Below are 16,402 nucleotides of genomic sequence, written 5' to 3' on the forward strand. Positions count from 1 at the left end.
GCAGATGGACTTTGCGCCAACACGGAATAGCCACACACCACCACGGAGGACCCGGAAAGCAAGAGAGCGGAACCGGATGGTGACAGCGCAGCATCCTGTGACTGGTTGCCCCTGCACCGTGGATAAGCGGCACGCCGCACTACTGAGAAAGTGAGGCCATCCGGCTCTAGGGGGTGTGCGTTCTGGCAAGAATCAAGGGGTATCCGAATGACAGAATGCCGAGGACAAATGGACACCACGACGAGGCCGCTGGCATGTTCAGTATCAACCGCAGGCCACGCCTATGCCTTGGAACTCCACCAAGGATGAGCCGCATGGATCTGGCCGGGTTCACCGGGGCCGGCTACCACAAAGGCCGCGGACTACTCTGGCAAGCGGCCTGGTTCGCCGTTCAAAATCTTGTCTTCAGCACCTGGTGGTGCCCGTCATCATTGCGGGTTCGAATCCTCAGGGCTTTTGGTGCCTCCGTCGGGCAAGGTGTAAAAGTCCGCCATGGAGTCAAAATCCATTGGCCGTGGAAGCTGAAAATCGGTGACAACGTGTGGATCGGAGTCGATGCCTGGATCCTCAATCTTGAGCCTGTCACCATTGGTTCCGATTGCTGCATCTCGCAAAATGTCTTCATTTGCACCGGCAGCCATTCGTACGACTCCCCAACTTTTGAGTTCGATAACGCTCCGATTGTGGTTGGTGACGGCAGCTGGATAGGAGCCCGCGCAACAGTGCTGCGCGGCGTGGAAATCGGCGCTTCGTGCCTGGTGGGAGCCGGCGCATTGGTAGTGAAGAACCTACAGCCCGGGACACGCCTGCTGGCACCGACGGGCACTGCATGGCCCGCCGTGAAAGCCAAGGCAGACGGAGCGCCGCATTGACTGCGCTGATCGTCTGGTTGGGTTTCGGTCTGGTTTTCAGCGTCGTTTTTGTGCGTCGCATGCACATCGTGCTGGTTGCCGTGATCGTGGCGAGAATCCTGGTTCCGGGGGTGGTTCAAAACGAAGTCATGCCCGGGTTGCACCCTTCGACGTACCTCTTCCTCTGCTTTATCCTCGTCCAGTTGGCATTCACCCCAAGCGTCTTTGGGCGGGTGATCCGTTCTGCAGGGGTTTTGCCCCAAGCAACCATCGGTGGCATGGCGGCGGTCATGATGACCGACGTCGGAAACCCCGGAAGCGCGGGATTGCTGGATACAGCGATGTTCGTCCTTGGCATCGTGGTGGCACCGTATTACGTCTTCGTGTTTATGCGATATTCGATCCGCTCATTGCCAAGGGCAGGCAAGGCCTTTCTTCTGACGTTTGCGCTACTGGCACTGGCGGAGGCCGTGCTCTCGCAGGCCCAAGTGGCCACAGGCAGGCCCGTGGTGTGGGAAAGCGACTTCTCCAGGATCTGGCTGAGCGGGACGACCTCCGAGCTTGGCGCCGCTATTGGAACCTTTGGCCACGGCATCCAGGTTGGTGTCCTTTTTGCTGCCACTATGCCGCTCCTTGCCTTGATCAAGTCAATGCTGCTGCGCTTTGCGTTGGCGGCGGTCCTCCTCGTGACTGTGCCGCTAGCCTACGGTCGCATGGGCCTCATTCTTACGGTGGCCGGATTCGTCTTCCTGGTGATCATCGGAGGACGAAAAGTCATCCGAAGCATTCTCTTCGCCGCTGTGGTCCTCATAGCCCTTCTGGTCAGCGTCCAGGGGGTGGCCGGCGAGAAGCTCCTGCGAAAGTTCGAGGACGACAACGGCTCGGCCGCCCTAAGAGTGGCCGCGTTCGACTGGTTTTGGGACCATACGGCGGACTTTTTTGCTGGCGGTTACCCGGGAGCTAGGGACCTCAAGGGCGTGGGCACCCTGGGCTCCAGCCTTGAGAACGGCTACTTCATCATGGCTCTCATGTTCGGAACTCTTGCTGCAGTAGCGTTCTTCATTTTCATGATTTGCCTACTTTTTGCTCAGATCGACATCAAGGACCGTGGGAGTTGGCCGGGCGCCGCGGCGGCAGCCTTGATCATCGTGGCCATCAACGGCTACATCTCAATCGGTGGCAACTCGATCGACATTCACCTTTTCTGGTTCGTGCTCGCCATGGCGAGCTACCGTTCCACCCGCACCTTGCCGGCAGTGGACGGCATCCATCGGGCTTCATCTCATGAGTTGCGGCCAACGGGTGGATCATCGGGTTTTCCAGTAACGCGGGTACCCGCTTGATGAGGATTCGAATACGCCCTCTGTCGAGTGTGGATGCTACCCAAACGGATAGCCATGGAAGCCGGATATTCCATGCGGTAGCCGGCTCGGCAATTACCCCACTGATGTCACTGGCTACGGCTCCAATTCTGGCCCAATCCCTCGGTGTTGCCGGCCGGGGAGAGCTAGCTGCCGGAATGGCTCCCATGCTGTTCGCGGTGGCAATCGGCGCACTTGGCATTCCAGAGGCGCTCACTTTCTTTGTTGCCAAGCAGGCGCGGGGCGCCCGAAGGGCAGTTAGACGGGCCTTTTGGATTCTCACACTCTTAGGGCTGGCAGCAGCGGCCCTTGTGGCGCTAAGCGCATCTCTCCTCTCCGATGGAAACCTGGAGATTGAGCAGCTCATCTTCCTTACGGCGATCCTGACCGTTCCCACCTTCTGGGCCTCAATACCGAACAGTGTCCTGGCCGGGAACCACGCATGGAGGCTATCGGCAAGGATTGATCTGGCCCTGTCGGTCCTCCGGCTTGTTGCGCTGTCCGCCCTGGCAGCAGCACATCTTTTGACCCCGCAGGCAGCGACGATAGTGATGCTGGGCTTCCCCCTATTGAAGGGCCTGGTGACTCTGCCGTTCCTCATCATGTATCGGCGCGGGTGGAGAAATGCCACCGCTGCAAGGGTGCGGCTGTTCAACTATGGAAGTCGTCTGTGGGTGGGCTCCCTGGCAGGTGTGGTTCTTTTGCGCCTCGACCAGCTTCTGATGGTTCCGTTCGGGAACGCTGCACAGCTCGGACTTTACTCGGTGGCGGTCAGTTTGGGTGAGATCCCCGCCCTGCTCTCCGGAGCGGTGCGAAACGTCGTCTTTTCCTCCGACGCGGAGGACTCCCACCAGCGCGACGACGGAGAGCGTCTGCAACAGACTTCACGCTTGACGGCGGCAGCCACTGGGTTGGCGGCCGTCGCAATCGGCCTGGTCCTTCCTTGGGCCATCCCCACGTTTTTCGGTACGGCTTTCAATGACGCCGTACCGGTGTGTTGGGTAATTCTTGCGGCAGTGTCCTTGGGCACCACCGGTTCCGTCGCGGGCGCCGGTCTGAGCGCTCGTGGCCGGCCCGGGCTGCGCAGCTTCGGAATGGTCATTGGGGCGCTGCTCAACACCGCCACTCTCTTGGCGGCAGTACCCGCCCTCGGTGCGATGGGAGCTGCGTTGGCCACTTTGGCCGGCAGTGTCGTCGCCGGCACCATGAACATCGTCTGGCTACGGACGCATTTCGGCATGGCAATGCGGGGCTTCTACGGACTCAGGCGGATGGATTTCCAACTGGTCCGCACCACGATCAAACACCTGACAGGAAAGAAGAACGTACATGCCGTCTCCTCATAATCCAGGGCCACAGCTTGCCTTGGACAGTCTCCTGCCGAGAGTTCCCCGGCTTGCGTACAAGGCCGGGCTCATCAGTATGCTCAGGCTTCGCAACCGTTTCAGCCGGCACAAGATAACGGGTTCAGCGGACGTTGTGGTGAGCATGACCTCCTATGGCCGCCGGTTGGGGATCGTTGCCCATGCCCTGGAGTCCATCGCAGCGGGTTCAGTACGTCCGGCACGGATGATTCTGTGGGTCGACAAGCCGGATTTCGAGGTAGCCACGTACCCCATGCTCAGGAGTCTTCAGCGCCGCGGGTTGGAAATTCTTCCCTGCGAGGACCTCGGACCTCACAAGAAGTACTTTCCCTATTGTCGTGATTTCACCACTGACCGCATGGACCTCGTCTTAGCCGACGATGACCTAATGTACCCACGGCGTTGGCTTGAGGGCCTCCTTGGAGCCGCCGGGCATGCCCATGAAATTCCTGCCTATCGTGCGCACCGCATGAGGACTGATGCGGCGCGATGCGCCCTGGAGGACTACAACTCATGGGCCCCGGCACCCACCGGGTCAACCAGCCACGCCAATTTCCTGACGGGCGGGGCCGGCGCGCTCTTGCCTCCCAGGCTTCAGTCAGCCATACGTGAGGCTGGGACTGCTTTCCGGGAAGTGGCTCCACGTGCCGACGATATCTGGCTCAACGCCCTGGCCATCCGCAATGGATATCGACGGCGGGTGGTGGCCGCCGCGGGGCAACACCTCACCATGTATCCTCGTTCGCAAAGAGAGGCCTTGCACAGCGAGAACGTAGAAGGCGGCCGCAACGACCTGCAAATTGCTGCTGTCTTCAGGCCCCATGACATAGCCACCATCGCCGCCGACATCGTCAACGCGCCATGAGTGAGTCCACGCAGCACGCTTCCGCCACCGATGTGGAAACGGTCCTTGTGCACCCCTTCGGTAACGAGAATGTCCGTCAAACCCTGACCGCGCTCAGCGAGCACCGTCAACTATCTGCCTTCATCACCTCCATCGGCTGGACAGAGTCGGAGGCCTTGTCATGGCTCCGGCCCGCAAAGTCATTGGTTGAACGCCGGCTTTTTCCCATGATCGGAAGCCAGCAGCTGCACGTCACACCGGCCAGTGAACTTGTTCGCAACCTTCTCCTGCGCGCACAGCCCGCGGCGTTGAGACGGCTTGGCTCAGGATCAGGTCCGCTCTCCGCGCACTGGGTCGCACGGCAGGTGGAGAACAAGGCGATCAAGGCCCTCAGCCGGCTGAATCAGCCTGGGGCCGTCTACGGATACTCGACCTTCGCTTCAAGAGTGTTCGGGGCGGCCAGGGAACGCGGCATGGAAACGATTCTGGAAGTTCCTCACGTTCACTGGGCTACCACCAGAAGCTGGGCAGGTCAGCTTCAAAGCCGCGCACCGGGATGGGCCGTTACGGCGCGTCAGGACTTATCCAGAAGCAAGGTCCATGCCATGGAAGACCTTGAGCTAGCGTTGGCAACCCGGCTGATCTCACCGTCGGCACAGGTCACTGAGAGCCTTCGCGCGGCCGGCATTGACAGCCACATCACTGAGATTCCCTATGGCTGTCCTGATGTCCATCCCGGGCAAAAGCCCTTGAGGTGGGACGGGCGCGGTCCGCTAAAGGTCTTGTTTGTGGGCCGCATCGTAGGCATGAAAGGGATCGCTGACGTTGTGTCAGCGGCCAAGGCCCTCTCTTCCGCCGTCCACGTCACGGCCATTGGCCAACTTCCCGGCGAGACTTTTCCAGCCCTTGAAGACATGCTCCGCACGGTGGATTACCGCGGGACGATGCCAAGGAGCGAAATTCTCCTGGAAATGCGCAAGCACCACGTGCTGTTGCTACCGAGTCTTGTTGAGGGTCGTTCGCTTGCCGCTTTGGAAGGACTCAGTCAGGGTCTGCCCGCGGTGGTCACGGCCGGCAGCGGTGTTGACGACCTCGTGGCCCTAGGAGCGGGCGCCATAGTGGATCGCTTCGCACCTGAACAGATTGCTACTGAACTTCACCGTTTTCTGGACGATCCCGGGCTGGTTGAAGCGCGGAGTGCCAAAGCCCTGGAGATAGCCAGAGCCTCCGGATGGGGGCCTTTTCGCGACGGGACAGCGCAATTCTTTCAACAGATTGGAAGTGGTGTTCGTGGTCACTAAGCTCAAGACCGAACGAGCACTGAAAATCGCAGTGGTGGCCCACGTGTTCCACCCGAGTGTCGGCGGAGTTGAAATTACTTCCGACATTCTGGCCCGTGGATTCATGCGTCATGGTGCCGACGTAACAGTCATCACCAACACACCAGAAGCGCACCCGACGAAGACATTCCCTTACGAAGTCATCCGGAAGCCAAAACCATGGCGACTGTTAGCGCTGGTGAACAGGGCCGACGTCGTATTCCATAACAACCCGGCAATATCGCTGTGGTGGCCTCTGGTACTCATCCGCAAGCCCTGGATGGTCACCCTCAGGATGTGGGTGACCATGCCGGGGCAGGAACTGTCCCGCCTTCAGCGGCTGAAGTATTCAGCTAAGTACAAAATTATTGAGCGGGCCGATGTCCTTGTGGCAAACAGTAAGGTTTTGGCGGATCACATCAAAGGTGATGTTGAAGTGATCCCTAACAGCTACCGGGATGAGTTCTTCAACGTCCTCGACGGCGAAGTGCGCGCTCCGTTGGGCATTGTGTATTTAGGCCGGCTCAGCCAAGACAAAGGCGTGGACCTCCTCATCCAGGCAGCAGCTGATCTGGTAGGCGAGAACGACGGCTTCACACTGACAATCGTGGGTGATGGTACCGAACGTGAACGACTGGAGACCCTCGCCGAAGAGAGCGGTTTGGGCAAGGCAGTAAAGTTCCTTGGCTCCAAGGGTCCGGAGGAGGCCAACCGGATTCTGAACCAGAATTCCATCGTCGTTATACCGAGTCGGATGCCCGAGCCTTTCGGAACCGTGGCTCTGGAGGCGGCCGCCGCCGGGTGCGTGGTGGTTTATGCGGATCATGGCGGACTGCCTGATGCCGCCGGTCAGCAAGCCATAGGCTTCACGCCCTTGGACCCGACGTCGTTAAGCGGTCACCTGAGGGCACTGCTCAGCAATCCGGAGGACGTTGCCGCGCGGCGGCGAGACGCCATATCCCATGCGGACCGACATCGGGAGAGCGTCATGGTTGACCGGTACTTCGCGGCGATCAAGCGAACGTTGTTGGTGTCCGGTAGGGGCAGGAGTCACACCCCATGAAAATTGTGCAGGTAGTAACGCTGGTCAGTCCGGACGGAGCATACGGCGGGCCCGTTCGGGTGGCTCAAAACCAGTCGGCAGAGCTTTCCAAACGGGGACATCAGGTGCAGGTATTCGCTGGTGCACGCGGGCATGTGGACCCTTCGTACTTTGGTCCAGGCGTAAGGACCCGACTTTTCAAGGCCCTCCAGATTGTCCCCCGCACCGGGTTCGCCGGGCTCTGCGCACCGACAATGCTGCCGTCCCTATGGTGGGCACTCAAAGGTGCAGATGTTGTCCATCTTCACCTGGCACGTGACTTGGTGATGCTTCCGGCTGCCCTCCTCTGCCTGATCCGGCGAACACCCTTCGTGGTCCAAACACACGGCATGATCGACGAATCCGACAAGAAGCTGGCGAAGATCCTGGACCGGCTGCTTACCCTTCGTGTGCTGCGCGCCAGCCAACGGTGCTTTTGGCTGACGCCCGAGGAACAGAAATCCTTGGGAGAACTTCTAGGTGACGGTCACCAAACCCTCGAACGGCTCGTCAACGGAGTGCCTCAGGCCGACGTCGCTATGAACGGTGGGTCGTAGTGAATACGGCGAATAATTCCTTTCAATTTCTCTACCTGGCCCGGCTGCATAGTCGAAAACGGCCCACGGTGCTGGTCGATGCGGCCGCCATGCTGGCCAAGACCATTGACAAGCAAATAGAAGTGGCTTTCGTGGGGCCGGACGAAGGCGAAGAGTCCAAAGTGCGGCAACAAATTCTGGATACCGGGACCTCAGACTGGATCCGGATAGAAGGGCCGCTGCAGCCCGGCAGCACGCTTGACCGTATGCGGAAAGCATCCGTGTATGTGCTGCCCTCCGTCAACGAGCCGTTTCCCATGAGCGTCCTTGAAGCCATGTCCGTGGGTGTCCCCGTCATCGTGACAGACAGCTGCGGGCTCGCCCCGTTCATTGCTGAGTCAGGGGCGGGGATCGTCTCGGACTCAAGCGTCGAGGCACTCTCCGCAGCCATGCGCCGCTTTGTCGAAGAGCCGGGGCTAAGAGCATCGGCGGCCGCAGCCGCCGTCGGACTGGCCAGGGAACGATTCTCCATGTACGCGGTCACCAGTCAGCTTGAGGACGTTTATCAGAGCCTGGCCAGCCCTACCGCAGGTCAGGCGCCTTCGCCCGTACAGCAAATGCTCAAAGGCCGCGGGGGGCCCTCACCAACTACGGACAAATTGGGGGGTGAATACGGAGAACAATCCCAGCAGCACCACGGATGCCATGACGTAAATCAGTTCTGGCACAGGGCAGAAGCCGTGGCTGAAGTTCCGGCCTTGGGTGAAGAGCGCGTGGTGGTGCTGAATGTGGAACTCGGTTTCCCCCTCGTCCTTCAGGGGTCGGCGGCCGCGATTTGGGAACTCATTGACGGAACACGTACTGAAACCGACATTCTCATGGAGCTGGCAAGCGCCTACTCGGGAGCAGATGAACCTTCCGTGGCCCAGCAAGTCAGGAACTTTCTGGCCGGGCTGGCTTTCCATGGCCTCGCCGCGAGTTGCGACACCCCCGGTAACGACGGCGGATCACGGTACTGAGGCGCGCGGCCTATCAGGTACTCAGTGCTCCACAGCAGTACCGAGACTGACACTACAAGTCTTGAAATAGTACGCACCCGGCATGCATGGAGAGGACCACACAATTGCTGCAGGACGATAAACCTCAAGGGATGTCGGGCAATGACCTCCTTTCCGTAGTCCGCTCACACTGGCTCGGGATCCTGCTCATCACAGTGTTGATGGTGGGAGGATCCCTGGGGTGGTATGCGCTTCAGCCCAAGATCTACTCAGCGGAGTCAAGCGGAATAGTGGTGGCAGCGGGGGCCGAAAACCTTGGCATGTCCCTGGCGGGAGACAGCCTCGCCAAGTCCAAAGCCAAGGGCTATCAGTCGGTGGGCGAGTCCATCCTGGTAGCTGAAAGCGTCATCAAGTCATTGGGCTTGAAGGAATCGGCCCCGGACATCACTAGATCGATCAGCGTGAGTGTCCCCCTCGATTCGGTGGAAATCCGGATCACTGCACGGTCATCCGACCCCCAGACAGCCCAGAACGTAGCTGATGCGTGGGTGACCGCCTTGGCCGCGCAGGTCTACGACTTGGACAAAGGAAATGCCAGCCCCGGGACAGAACCCGTCACCAAGATCGTCCCTTTGGCGAAGGCGAGCCTTCCATCGGCCCCCGTTTCACCGCTCTTGACGGCAACGCTGGGCATTGGACTGGCCGCGGGATTGCTCATTGGTCTTGGCTACGCGCTGGCACGAAACCACCTGGACCGGAGGATTCGCGGAGCCAGCGAGATTGAGCGACTATTTGGCCTGGCCGTCGTGGGTACTTTGCCTCTGGACAAACGGCTCAGCGAAAAGTCGAGCGTACTTGAAAATACTGCGGGAACTCATCGGGTTCCCGGCGGCCATGCCATGGCTGAAGCCTTGAGGGAACTACGCACAAATCTGGACTTCATTGATGTAGACAACCCTCCCCGAATCCTGCTGATTACCAGTTCCTTGCCCTCCGAAGGCAAGAGCACAGTCACCAGCAACCTGGCGGCGACCATAGCCGCTGCCGGCAGGGACGTCATTGTTGTGGACGCGGATCTTCGCCGTCCCACAGTTCATCAGGTTTTTGGTGTCTTGCCGGACGTTGGTGTGACGGACATCCTCTCGGGCCGGGCGGCCATCGATGACGTACTTCAGGAATGGGGTCCGAATTCCCACCTCCGGATCCTCACAGCTGGTCGCATCCCCCCGAATCCCTCCGAACTCCTTGGCTCACGGGCCATGGAACATCTGCTCAGGGAACTGTCGCTGAGAGCTATGGTCCTCATCGATGCGCCGCCGCTGCTCCCCGTCACTGACGCCGCTGTACTTTCCCGAGTCGCAGACGGCACGCTTGTGGTAGCAAGGGCACGTAAGACAACCCGTGACACCCTGTACCGCGCCCTCGGCAACCTTACTCGTGTGCGCGGGCGCGTCCTGGGCGTCATTCTTAACTGCGTATCCACCAAGGGTCCCGGAGATCTCAATTATGGCTACTACGGAGCATACGGAAGCGCCGAAGACTTGCAGGGCCACAATCCACTGACGCCCGAAAACAATCCACCGTCTGCTCCCGGTAGGGCTCTTGAGGCTCACCCGGTGAATTCTTTGCCTGGAAGCCAGGAGGGACAAACCGCGTCGGATCCCCTCAGCCGATGGCGTGCATCTCAGGATGGCTCCAGAGGCCGGCGTTCGGCCCCTCCGGGCTAGATGTACTGCCTCGAGGGGTCGGTTGAACCGTGAGGACCAAACTTGCGATTTCTCCGGCATGAACGAATGCCCTCAGCTTTCGCCGGCGAGCATTGATCGCCACCGGAGGGTTTGCCCTGGCGGCCGGGGCAGCTTTCGCCGAGACGGTGCCAGAGGCAGCTGCAATCGCTGTGACGAAGAGCGCCAGACGGGTTTACTATGCATCGGATTTCGGTATCTTCCCGAAGGCGACTATGCCAGCCACAACACCCCAGGGTGCGATTTCCAGCACCTGGATTCTTGCCAATGGCAAACCGTTGAGCGACGCACTGCGCTAGGTGCCACGTGACATCCCCACTACAGACACAATGGATCGCTTTTGAGCCGGACTCGGGGATCGGTCCTGGATGCTCTCCCGCAGCAGCGAGCCCCCGACGAGGAACCTTCTAGTAGGCGCCGTCTTTGGCAAAGACGGCTCTCACGGTTCGCAGGAGATAGATCATGTCTTGAAACATGGACCAGTTCTCTACGTAGTAGAGGTCAAGGCGAATCGAGTCATCCCAGGACAGATCGCTGCGCCCGCTAACCTGCCATGGACCCGTAAGGCCGGGTTTGACCAAGAGCCGGCGGTGGGCAAAGTCGTCGTAGGTTTCTACTTCCACCGGAAGCGGCGGACGCGGACCCACCAAACTCATGTCGCCCATGAGGACATTGAAGAGTTGGGGCAACTCGTCAATGGAATACCGACGGATGAATCGGCCGACCCTTGTGACGCGAGGATCGTCTTTCAACTTGAAAAGGACTCCGTTGCCCTCGTTGAGATCGGCGAGCCGGGACAGTTGTTGCTCGGCGTCGGTCACCATGGATCGAAACTTCAGCATACTGAAGACTTCACCGGACCGACCGATACGCGTCTGCCGAAACATTGCCGGGCCAGAGCTGTCGAGTTTGACCAAAAGGGCAACGACGCACATGGGGACGGCAAGGATAGTGAGTATGACCAACGACGCAGAGACATCCAGCCCGCGTTTGGCTACAGCTTTCAGGCCCTCCAACTTAGGCGTGGTGACATGGATCAGGGGCAACCCGGCCAAAGGCTGCATGTGAATTCGCGGACCTGCCACATCGGTCAGCGCAGGAGCCATGAACATGCCGATGTCGCGAGCGGTTAGCGCCCAGCCAAGTTGCCGCAATATGGGCGGGTCAACGTCTGCGCCGGATATGGCCACGGAGTCCGCCGCGGAGGCTTCCACCGCTGCCAATATTCCTTCCAGGTCCTTGCCCTTGCCCATGACAGGCAGGTCGAGCCCTTCCGGCCAAGGGTCGAAAGCATCTGGAGTGGTTAAGTATGCGGCCACAGGCTGGTAGCCGGCAGCCGGATGGGCCCGGAGTTGCTGAATAAGGTGGGCAGCACTCGGGGCCCCTCCAACAACAAGAACCCGGCGCAGATGCTGGCCGGACTTCCGCCGGAGGATCAAGTCTTTCCGCAGTGCCCACCGGCCGATGAGCAGGCTGATGGTGCCCAATGGCAGGGCCACCGCCACATAGCCTCTGGCAGTGTCGAGCTGGAACACGTACGAGAAGATGGCTATGCCTCCGAACAGCCACAGGGAAGCCGTGGTCACCCGCCTGTACTCCTCAGTGCCGAAGCCTTGGATTCGGTGCCCACGGGTTCCTAGGGCCCCCAAGGTAATCAACCACAGGACGTCGAGGACCACGCTAACCAGCGGGTACGGCGTCTGAACGGACCCTATGCCCAATGAGGGTCGCTCCAGGCCGAAGCGGAGGAGCTCGGCAATCGCGACAGCCCACGTAATGCACAGGAAATCAACCAGCAGGACTCTTACCCGGCCGTCATGCTCAAGCATGTCCAGCTTGTCATTTACCTGGCGTGAACTGCTCACACTTTGGGTGGGTTTATTCATCAATGTCAACACCAAAAAATCCCATGTGGCTAGCTGATGGTTCCGGAAGGAGTGAGGCAAGAGATCCCGCATGAATGACCGGAACAGGCAAGGAAGGTTGGCATCGTGGCCTCTCTTGTTCGGTCATCTACTCACTCCCGACTGAAAGCGGAGTTGCTCCGCCTGTCTGATTATGGAAGCGCTGGTGACCTGAGGTGCTCTGACTACTCCCAAAGTACTAGGGGTGTAGGCCCGGTGCCGCGCAGGTCACAACGCTCGCCGAGCCTCGCCCCACAACACTTAGCCAACACAGGAAAGGCCACTGATAGGGCGAAAAGAGCGGGCTAACTTACTCATGTGTCAGATCGACATCTACACATAGCTGGCGCGTTGAAAGCGCGGGCCTAGCCATCGATCAGGGGGCAAAATGGGAGCTGTTGCATACACCTTTGACGTCGACTTCATCCACAGGAATCCAGTTCTCAACAGCGCAGTCATGTCTGAGTGGGAAAGCAGTGCAAAAGCCACAACGCTGGGGAAGGTCTACAGTTCCTGGGCTTCCTTCTCACGGGATCATCCCAGAGCTGCCCACTGGATAGCGCTGGACGCCTTTTTTGATGACGAAGTCCCTCTTCCGCTGAAGGTCCGCACTATTGCTGCGACCGGCCGACGCTGCATTGTGTTGGGAAGGGTGAGCTCAGCTCAACGCTCTGCGCTAGGCGCAGAGGGTGCCGTTGCCATCCTGGATGATGACTCAACACCTGCGGAAATTCCACGGCGGATTGAAGAGGTGGTGGTTGGTTCTGCCCCCACGCTTCCGGCAAAGCCGGGAGTCGGCACCAGGCTCACCGATCGTGAAATCCAAGTCTTGGAACTCTTCGCGCAACGCCGGGCCCTGACAGCTTCGTCGCTGGCCTCAGCGCTCGGACTCCGTACCACCACCGTCCGGGGCCATCTCTTCCGCGGCCGCCGGAAACTTGCTGCTGCAGGCCTCAAATGCGCCACACGCGGGGAGCTGGCGAATGCACTCCAGGAGATTGGATACAGCCACACTGACGCTCAGTGGCATGCCTCCGGGCGATGGTGAACAGGCCTTAGGCGGCCTATGCCACTGAGGGATTCCATGCTCCACCACTGAGATTGGGGCATCGGGCATGAGCCACTGAAAGTGCCAAACCAGACAGCAGCGAGCCTTGCCCGCAGCAACGCCAACAGCGAAGTGATCCTGGCCGCGATACAACGGGAGTAGCGCGGGGTTGCAGTGGGCAACTAGGAAGAGTCCAGGTACGTAAGTGAAGACTCTCTAAAAGACCCTGAAACGCAACCTACGGGCCCGACGAATAGCGTCGAACCCGTAGGTGCGCCTTCCCGGGCTGGGCGGACACACCCACCACCCGGGACGAGCGGAACTGCAAGAGCCCTCCCCATCAAAGGCAGGGCAGCCAACGTTTCGGCTACTAGTCAGATTCGGTCAAGACAACGCTGATGACGGACACAGTGGTGGTGCCGTTGTAGGTCACGGTCACAGTCATGGTTGCGGTGGAAGGCCTCTCGCTGGATGCCAGGTTTTGAGTACTCACAGCAAAGAGAGCAACACCATCTGCACCCGTGACGACGGTGACACTGCGGCTCTGATCCGACTCTGGTCCGCCGTTATCCGGCGCCGGGTACGCGTAGATACCCAGGACGTCGCCGTCGCCATTTTGGCCGGATACGGTGACGGTGACCGTAGCGCCTACAACAGGGTTGCCGTTGGCGTCCTTTACCGTGACGGGGAAATCGTAGGCTCGTTGATCCAGATCCTCTTCGAAGCTCCCGTAGTGGTGGTCGCCCTTCCAGTTGCTGATGACGGTTCCGGTTCCGGGCGTCACAACCACCGGAGGGAGTGACGCAGCCACTGCCGGAGTTGCCGCAGCTATAGCAATTGCAGGAATGCTCCACGCCGTCCCGATAACCACTTTACGCCGGTCAATAGTCGAACTTTTTGCTTTACCTTTATCCAAGGTCATCGTTTGCTCCTTCAAGCCAGTCAGCGCGCTAGCTGACTGAAGTAAATCTGTCGTGGAAATTTCGGTGCAAACGGAACTTATCATTGTGCTCTTATCCCAAATTTTTTGCTGCTTGGGATGTACTATGCAAGTTTCAAAGGCCTCACTGATCATGCATCCAGCAGAATTCCGTGAGACCGAAGCTTCTCAACACTCTCCAGCAAATGGGATTCATATCCACCTGGAAGTCCAATATGAGGAGCGATGCGCTCGGAGATTCCGACTAGATCGCAAGGGGTAGCCAGTGCGTGCCAGATGGCGGGCCCAATGCCTGAAAGTCGAACTACGCCCTGGCCGGTCATCACGATCAGTTCAGGGTCCTGGCCGTTTGGTGAGGGAATCTCAACGGCGTCGAGGAGTTCAGCCCTCTTGAGGACCCTGGAGTGGGCGCCATGGAGGTGCGAATGTTCTTCCGACGACGGTTCTGTGCCCCTATGCAGGACTGACCTCCACGTTTTACGTATGGCTGGCTGTTCAAGGAGGGCGGGCAAAACCACCGCCAAGTCTCCGGCCTCGCGGTAAGTCACACGGACCGCGCCACCGGTCGCGTCGAGGATCCCACAGAGGCGACTCACTGGCTGGCGGACTTCACCCAGGGACGAGGTGTGGGGTGCGAGCTCGATGATCGCCTCCGCGTGAGAAAGCGGAGTGACCTTAGGTGTGGACGCATTGGGCTTTCGGTCCAGTAGGACAACCAACGCCAGCATCGGCGAGGCAGGTGCCACCAGCAGTCCGAGGTCGTCAGGGCCGATCTGGTGCTTGGGTGCGGGGAGTTCTTCGACTATCAGCGATAGTGGCTTCGCATATGGAACGATCATTCCTGCGCCATCAACGGCAACGGTTTCATCAGTGACGTAGCCCAGGGTAGCCCCCAGACGTCTGGTTGCGGTGGTCTTTCCCATGCCCGAACGCCCTACAAGGGCAACTGTCCGGCCGGTTCCCGTATCCGCCAATGCTGCGGCATGCAGCATCACCAATTCTCCCCGGCCCGCGGTGATGCCCGCCAAGGTTATGGCGCTTGTCAGATCCGCAGCGAATTCCCTGAATGTGCGGCCGGTGACCACGGTAGTTCCAACACGCGATGAGACTGTGGCCCGAAAGGGGTGTCCGGCTGCGTGAACCGGCTCTGCCACGGAGCTATTTCCGGAACACGGCTCGTCAGACAGATCGAGGCAGCGCTCCCATGCTCGCCGCAGTTCCGTGTGGAGATCCGGAGTTACTCCCGCCTGCAGCACCACTGAGACTGAAGCTCCCAGAACACGGAGTTTCAGTCGGTACGACCCCGCGAAGTTTGCTGGTTCTTCCGACAAATCAACCCCACTTGTACTTCCGTGGATGCTGGCCGCCGACCCTGTGTTCATGGTGATGCTCCTCCTCCTGAAAGTGGCTTCTGGCCGAATTTCAGCCTGAGAGACCATCTATTGCGCGGGGCCGGCGTTGCCAAACGACACAACGGCGTCCTTGATTGCTTGCAATCAATATCACTAAATGATGCCAACTGCTGGGAATAACTCATCAATGGCAATAACTGGCACCACGTAGGGGCGAAAGGATCCGACCACTGATGGTCCGCATGGAGAATATATAGTCAGGCTCGGGGGTTCAACCGCGCAGAAAGCTATTTCAAGCTTATTTGCCGCAGGCCGGAAAGTACTCTAGGGAGATCGCAGAGATTCGCGGTTGTAAATTTGAATGAACTCTGGAGTAAATCTAGCCCACCAGGTTTTCGGCAGCACCATTCATGTGCTCAATGATGGTTTCGCGCGCTTTCGCTGCATTGCCGGTTTCAATAGCGGCCACAATGTCGTGATGACGCCCCACACTCATATTGCGCGTGGCACGTTCCAGGCCGGCAAACATGATGGACATGCGGATGGAACCTTCCAACGACTCCCACGAGTGCAGCAACGTCTCGTTGCCGGACAGGCGGCAGAGAGTCCGATGGAATTCCAGGTCCGCCTCAATCCGCTCTTCCAACGACGACTTCGCAGCTTTGTCCATGGCATCGACGGCGGCACGCAGCTCGGCGAGCGCGGCTTCCTTATTGGCCATGGCGCTCAGGGTCCTGGCAGCCAGGGACTCCAGTACGCCCCGGACGGCAAAAATGTCCCGGATTTCCTTCACGTCCAGGTGACGCACGGACATCCGGCCACGCGCTCCGGCGGAGATCAGGCCTTCCTGCTCCAGTTGGCGCAGGGCTTCGCGCAGTGTCCCACGGCTGATCTGGAGCATCTCGGACAGTTCGGTCTCCACAAGATGCTTGCCTGGTTCCAGCTCGCCGCTGGTGATGGCAGTGCGCAGGGCGGCCAGCGCCTGTTCGCGCAGGCTTTTCTTTTCCAGTCCCAGCAGGGAGGCGCTTAGGGCCATAGTGATTCCTCGGTGTCAATGGG

At 59.5% G+C, this 16,402-nt stretch carries 14 protein-coding genes; 10 read left to right on the top strand and 4 right to left on the bottom strand.

Annotated features, from left to right (window positions below; all coding sequences use genetic code 11):
* The first annotated feature begins 314 nt into the window (after positions 1 to 314).
* From MOD31_RS13280 to MOD31_RS13320, 9 genes are all read left to right on the top strand, one after another.
* The gene (locus MOD31_RS13280) at positions 315 to 872 is read left to right on the top strand and encodes a DapH/DapD/GlmU-related protein (RefSeq protein ID WP_223941280.1); all 558 of its coding nucleotides are present in this window, start codon (positions 315 to 317) and stop codon (positions 870 to 872) included.
* Positions 869 to 2,194 carry a hypothetical protein gene (locus tag MOD31_RS13285; RefSeq protein WP_250820883.1) on the top strand — a complete coding sequence of 442 codons (1,326 nt, stop codon included), beginning with the start codon at positions 869 to 871 and terminating at the stop codon, positions 2,192 to 2,194. The genes MOD31_RS13280 and MOD31_RS13285 overlap by 4 nt, the downstream gene beginning before the upstream one ends.
* A complete protein-coding gene (locus MOD31_RS13290) occupies positions 2,194 to 3,558 on the top strand; it encodes a lipopolysaccharide biosynthesis protein (RefSeq protein ID WP_284705405.1) in 1,365 nt (454 codons plus the stop codon). Before MOD31_RS13285 ends, MOD31_RS13290 begins: the two co-directional genes overlap by 1 nt.
* Positions 3,542 to 4,441 (top strand): hypothetical protein, encoded by a 900-nt coding sequence (locus tag MOD31_RS13295; protein ID WP_142937365.1) that lies wholly within the window; start codon positions 3,542 to 3,544, stop codon positions 4,439 to 4,441. The genes MOD31_RS13290 and MOD31_RS13295 overlap by 17 nt, the downstream gene beginning before the upstream one ends.
* Positions 4,438 to 5,721 (top strand): glycosyltransferase family 4 protein, encoded by a 1,284-nt coding sequence (locus tag MOD31_RS13300; RefSeq protein ID WP_250820885.1) that lies wholly within the window; start codon positions 4,438 to 4,440, stop codon positions 5,719 to 5,721. Before MOD31_RS13295 ends, MOD31_RS13300 begins: the two co-directional genes overlap by 4 nt.
* The gene (locus tag MOD31_RS13305; protein WP_142937363.1) at positions 5,705 to 6,802 is read left to right on the top strand and encodes a glycosyltransferase family 4 protein; all 1,098 of its coding nucleotides are present in this window, start codon (positions 5,705 to 5,707) and stop codon (positions 6,800 to 6,802) included. Before MOD31_RS13300 ends, MOD31_RS13305 begins: the two co-directional genes overlap by 17 nt.
* Complete coding sequence (locus MOD31_RS13310) at positions 6,799 to 7,377, top strand: glycosyltransferase (RefSeq protein ID WP_166841954.1); 579 nt, start codon at positions 6,799 to 6,801, stop codon at positions 7,375 to 7,377. Before MOD31_RS13305 ends, MOD31_RS13310 begins: the two co-directional genes overlap by 4 nt.
* Positions 7,377 to 8,375: a PqqD family peptide modification chaperone gene (locus MOD31_RS22070; protein ID WP_250820886.1), complete on the top strand. Its 999-nt coding sequence runs from the start codon at positions 7,377 to 7,379 to the stop codon at positions 8,373 to 8,375. The genes MOD31_RS13310 and MOD31_RS22070 overlap by 1 nt, the downstream gene beginning before the upstream one ends.
* A gap of 131 nt (positions 8,376 to 8,506) precedes the next feature.
* Positions 8,507 to 10,081: a polysaccharide biosynthesis tyrosine autokinase gene (locus tag MOD31_RS13320; RefSeq protein WP_142937360.1), complete on the top strand. Its 1,575-nt coding sequence runs from the start codon at positions 8,507 to 8,509 to the stop codon at positions 10,079 to 10,081.
* 425 nt (positions 10,082 to 10,506) lie between these two features.
* Here the strand turns inward: MOD31_RS13320 and MOD31_RS13325 are convergent, their stop codons facing one another.
* Positions 10,507 to 11,964 (bottom strand): sugar transferase, encoded by a 1,458-nt coding sequence (locus tag MOD31_RS13325; RefSeq protein ID WP_308196372.1) that lies wholly within the window; start codon positions 11,962 to 11,964, stop codon positions 10,507 to 10,509.
* A gap of 427 nt (positions 11,965 to 12,391) precedes the next feature.
* Here MOD31_RS13325 and MOD31_RS13330 point away from each other — a divergent pair, with 427 nt between their 5' ends.
* Positions 12,392 to 13,051, top strand: a complete 660-nt coding sequence (locus MOD31_RS13330; RefSeq protein WP_238703295.1) for a hypothetical protein — start codon at positions 12,392 to 12,394, stop codon at positions 13,049 to 13,051.
* Positions 13,052 to 13,421: 370 nt separating this feature from the next.
* On the opposite strand, the gene MOD31_RS13335 is transcribed toward MOD31_RS13330, so the two are convergent.
* The 3 genes from MOD31_RS13335 to MOD31_RS13345 all read right to left on the bottom strand — a co-directional run bounded on the left by MOD31_RS13335 (position 13,422) and on the right by MOD31_RS13345 (position 16,379).
* On the bottom strand, positions 13,422 to 13,973 hold the full coding sequence (locus MOD31_RS13335; protein ID WP_142937358.1) for a transcriptional initiation protein Tat: 552 nt from the start codon (positions 13,971 to 13,973) through the stop codon (positions 13,422 to 13,424).
* 149 nt (positions 13,974 to 14,122) lie between these two features.
* Entirely contained in the window at positions 14,123 to 15,373 is a 1,251-nt protein-coding gene (locus tag MOD31_RS13340; protein WP_250820888.1) for a hypothetical protein, read from the bottom strand.
* Positions 15,374 to 15,722: 349 nt separating this feature from the next.
* The gene (locus tag MOD31_RS13345; RefSeq protein WP_223941290.1) at positions 15,723 to 16,379 is read right to left on the bottom strand and encodes a GntR family transcriptional regulator; all 657 of its coding nucleotides are present in this window, start codon (positions 16,377 to 16,379) and stop codon (positions 15,723 to 15,725) included.
* Between the last annotated feature and the right edge of the window lie 23 nt (positions 16,380 to 16,402).

It is taken from the genome of Paenarthrobacter sp. TYUT067 (assembly GCF_023656375.1).
In the GTDB taxonomy this organism is placed as follows: domain Bacteria; phylum Actinomycetota; class Actinomycetes; order Actinomycetales; family Micrococcaceae; genus Arthrobacter.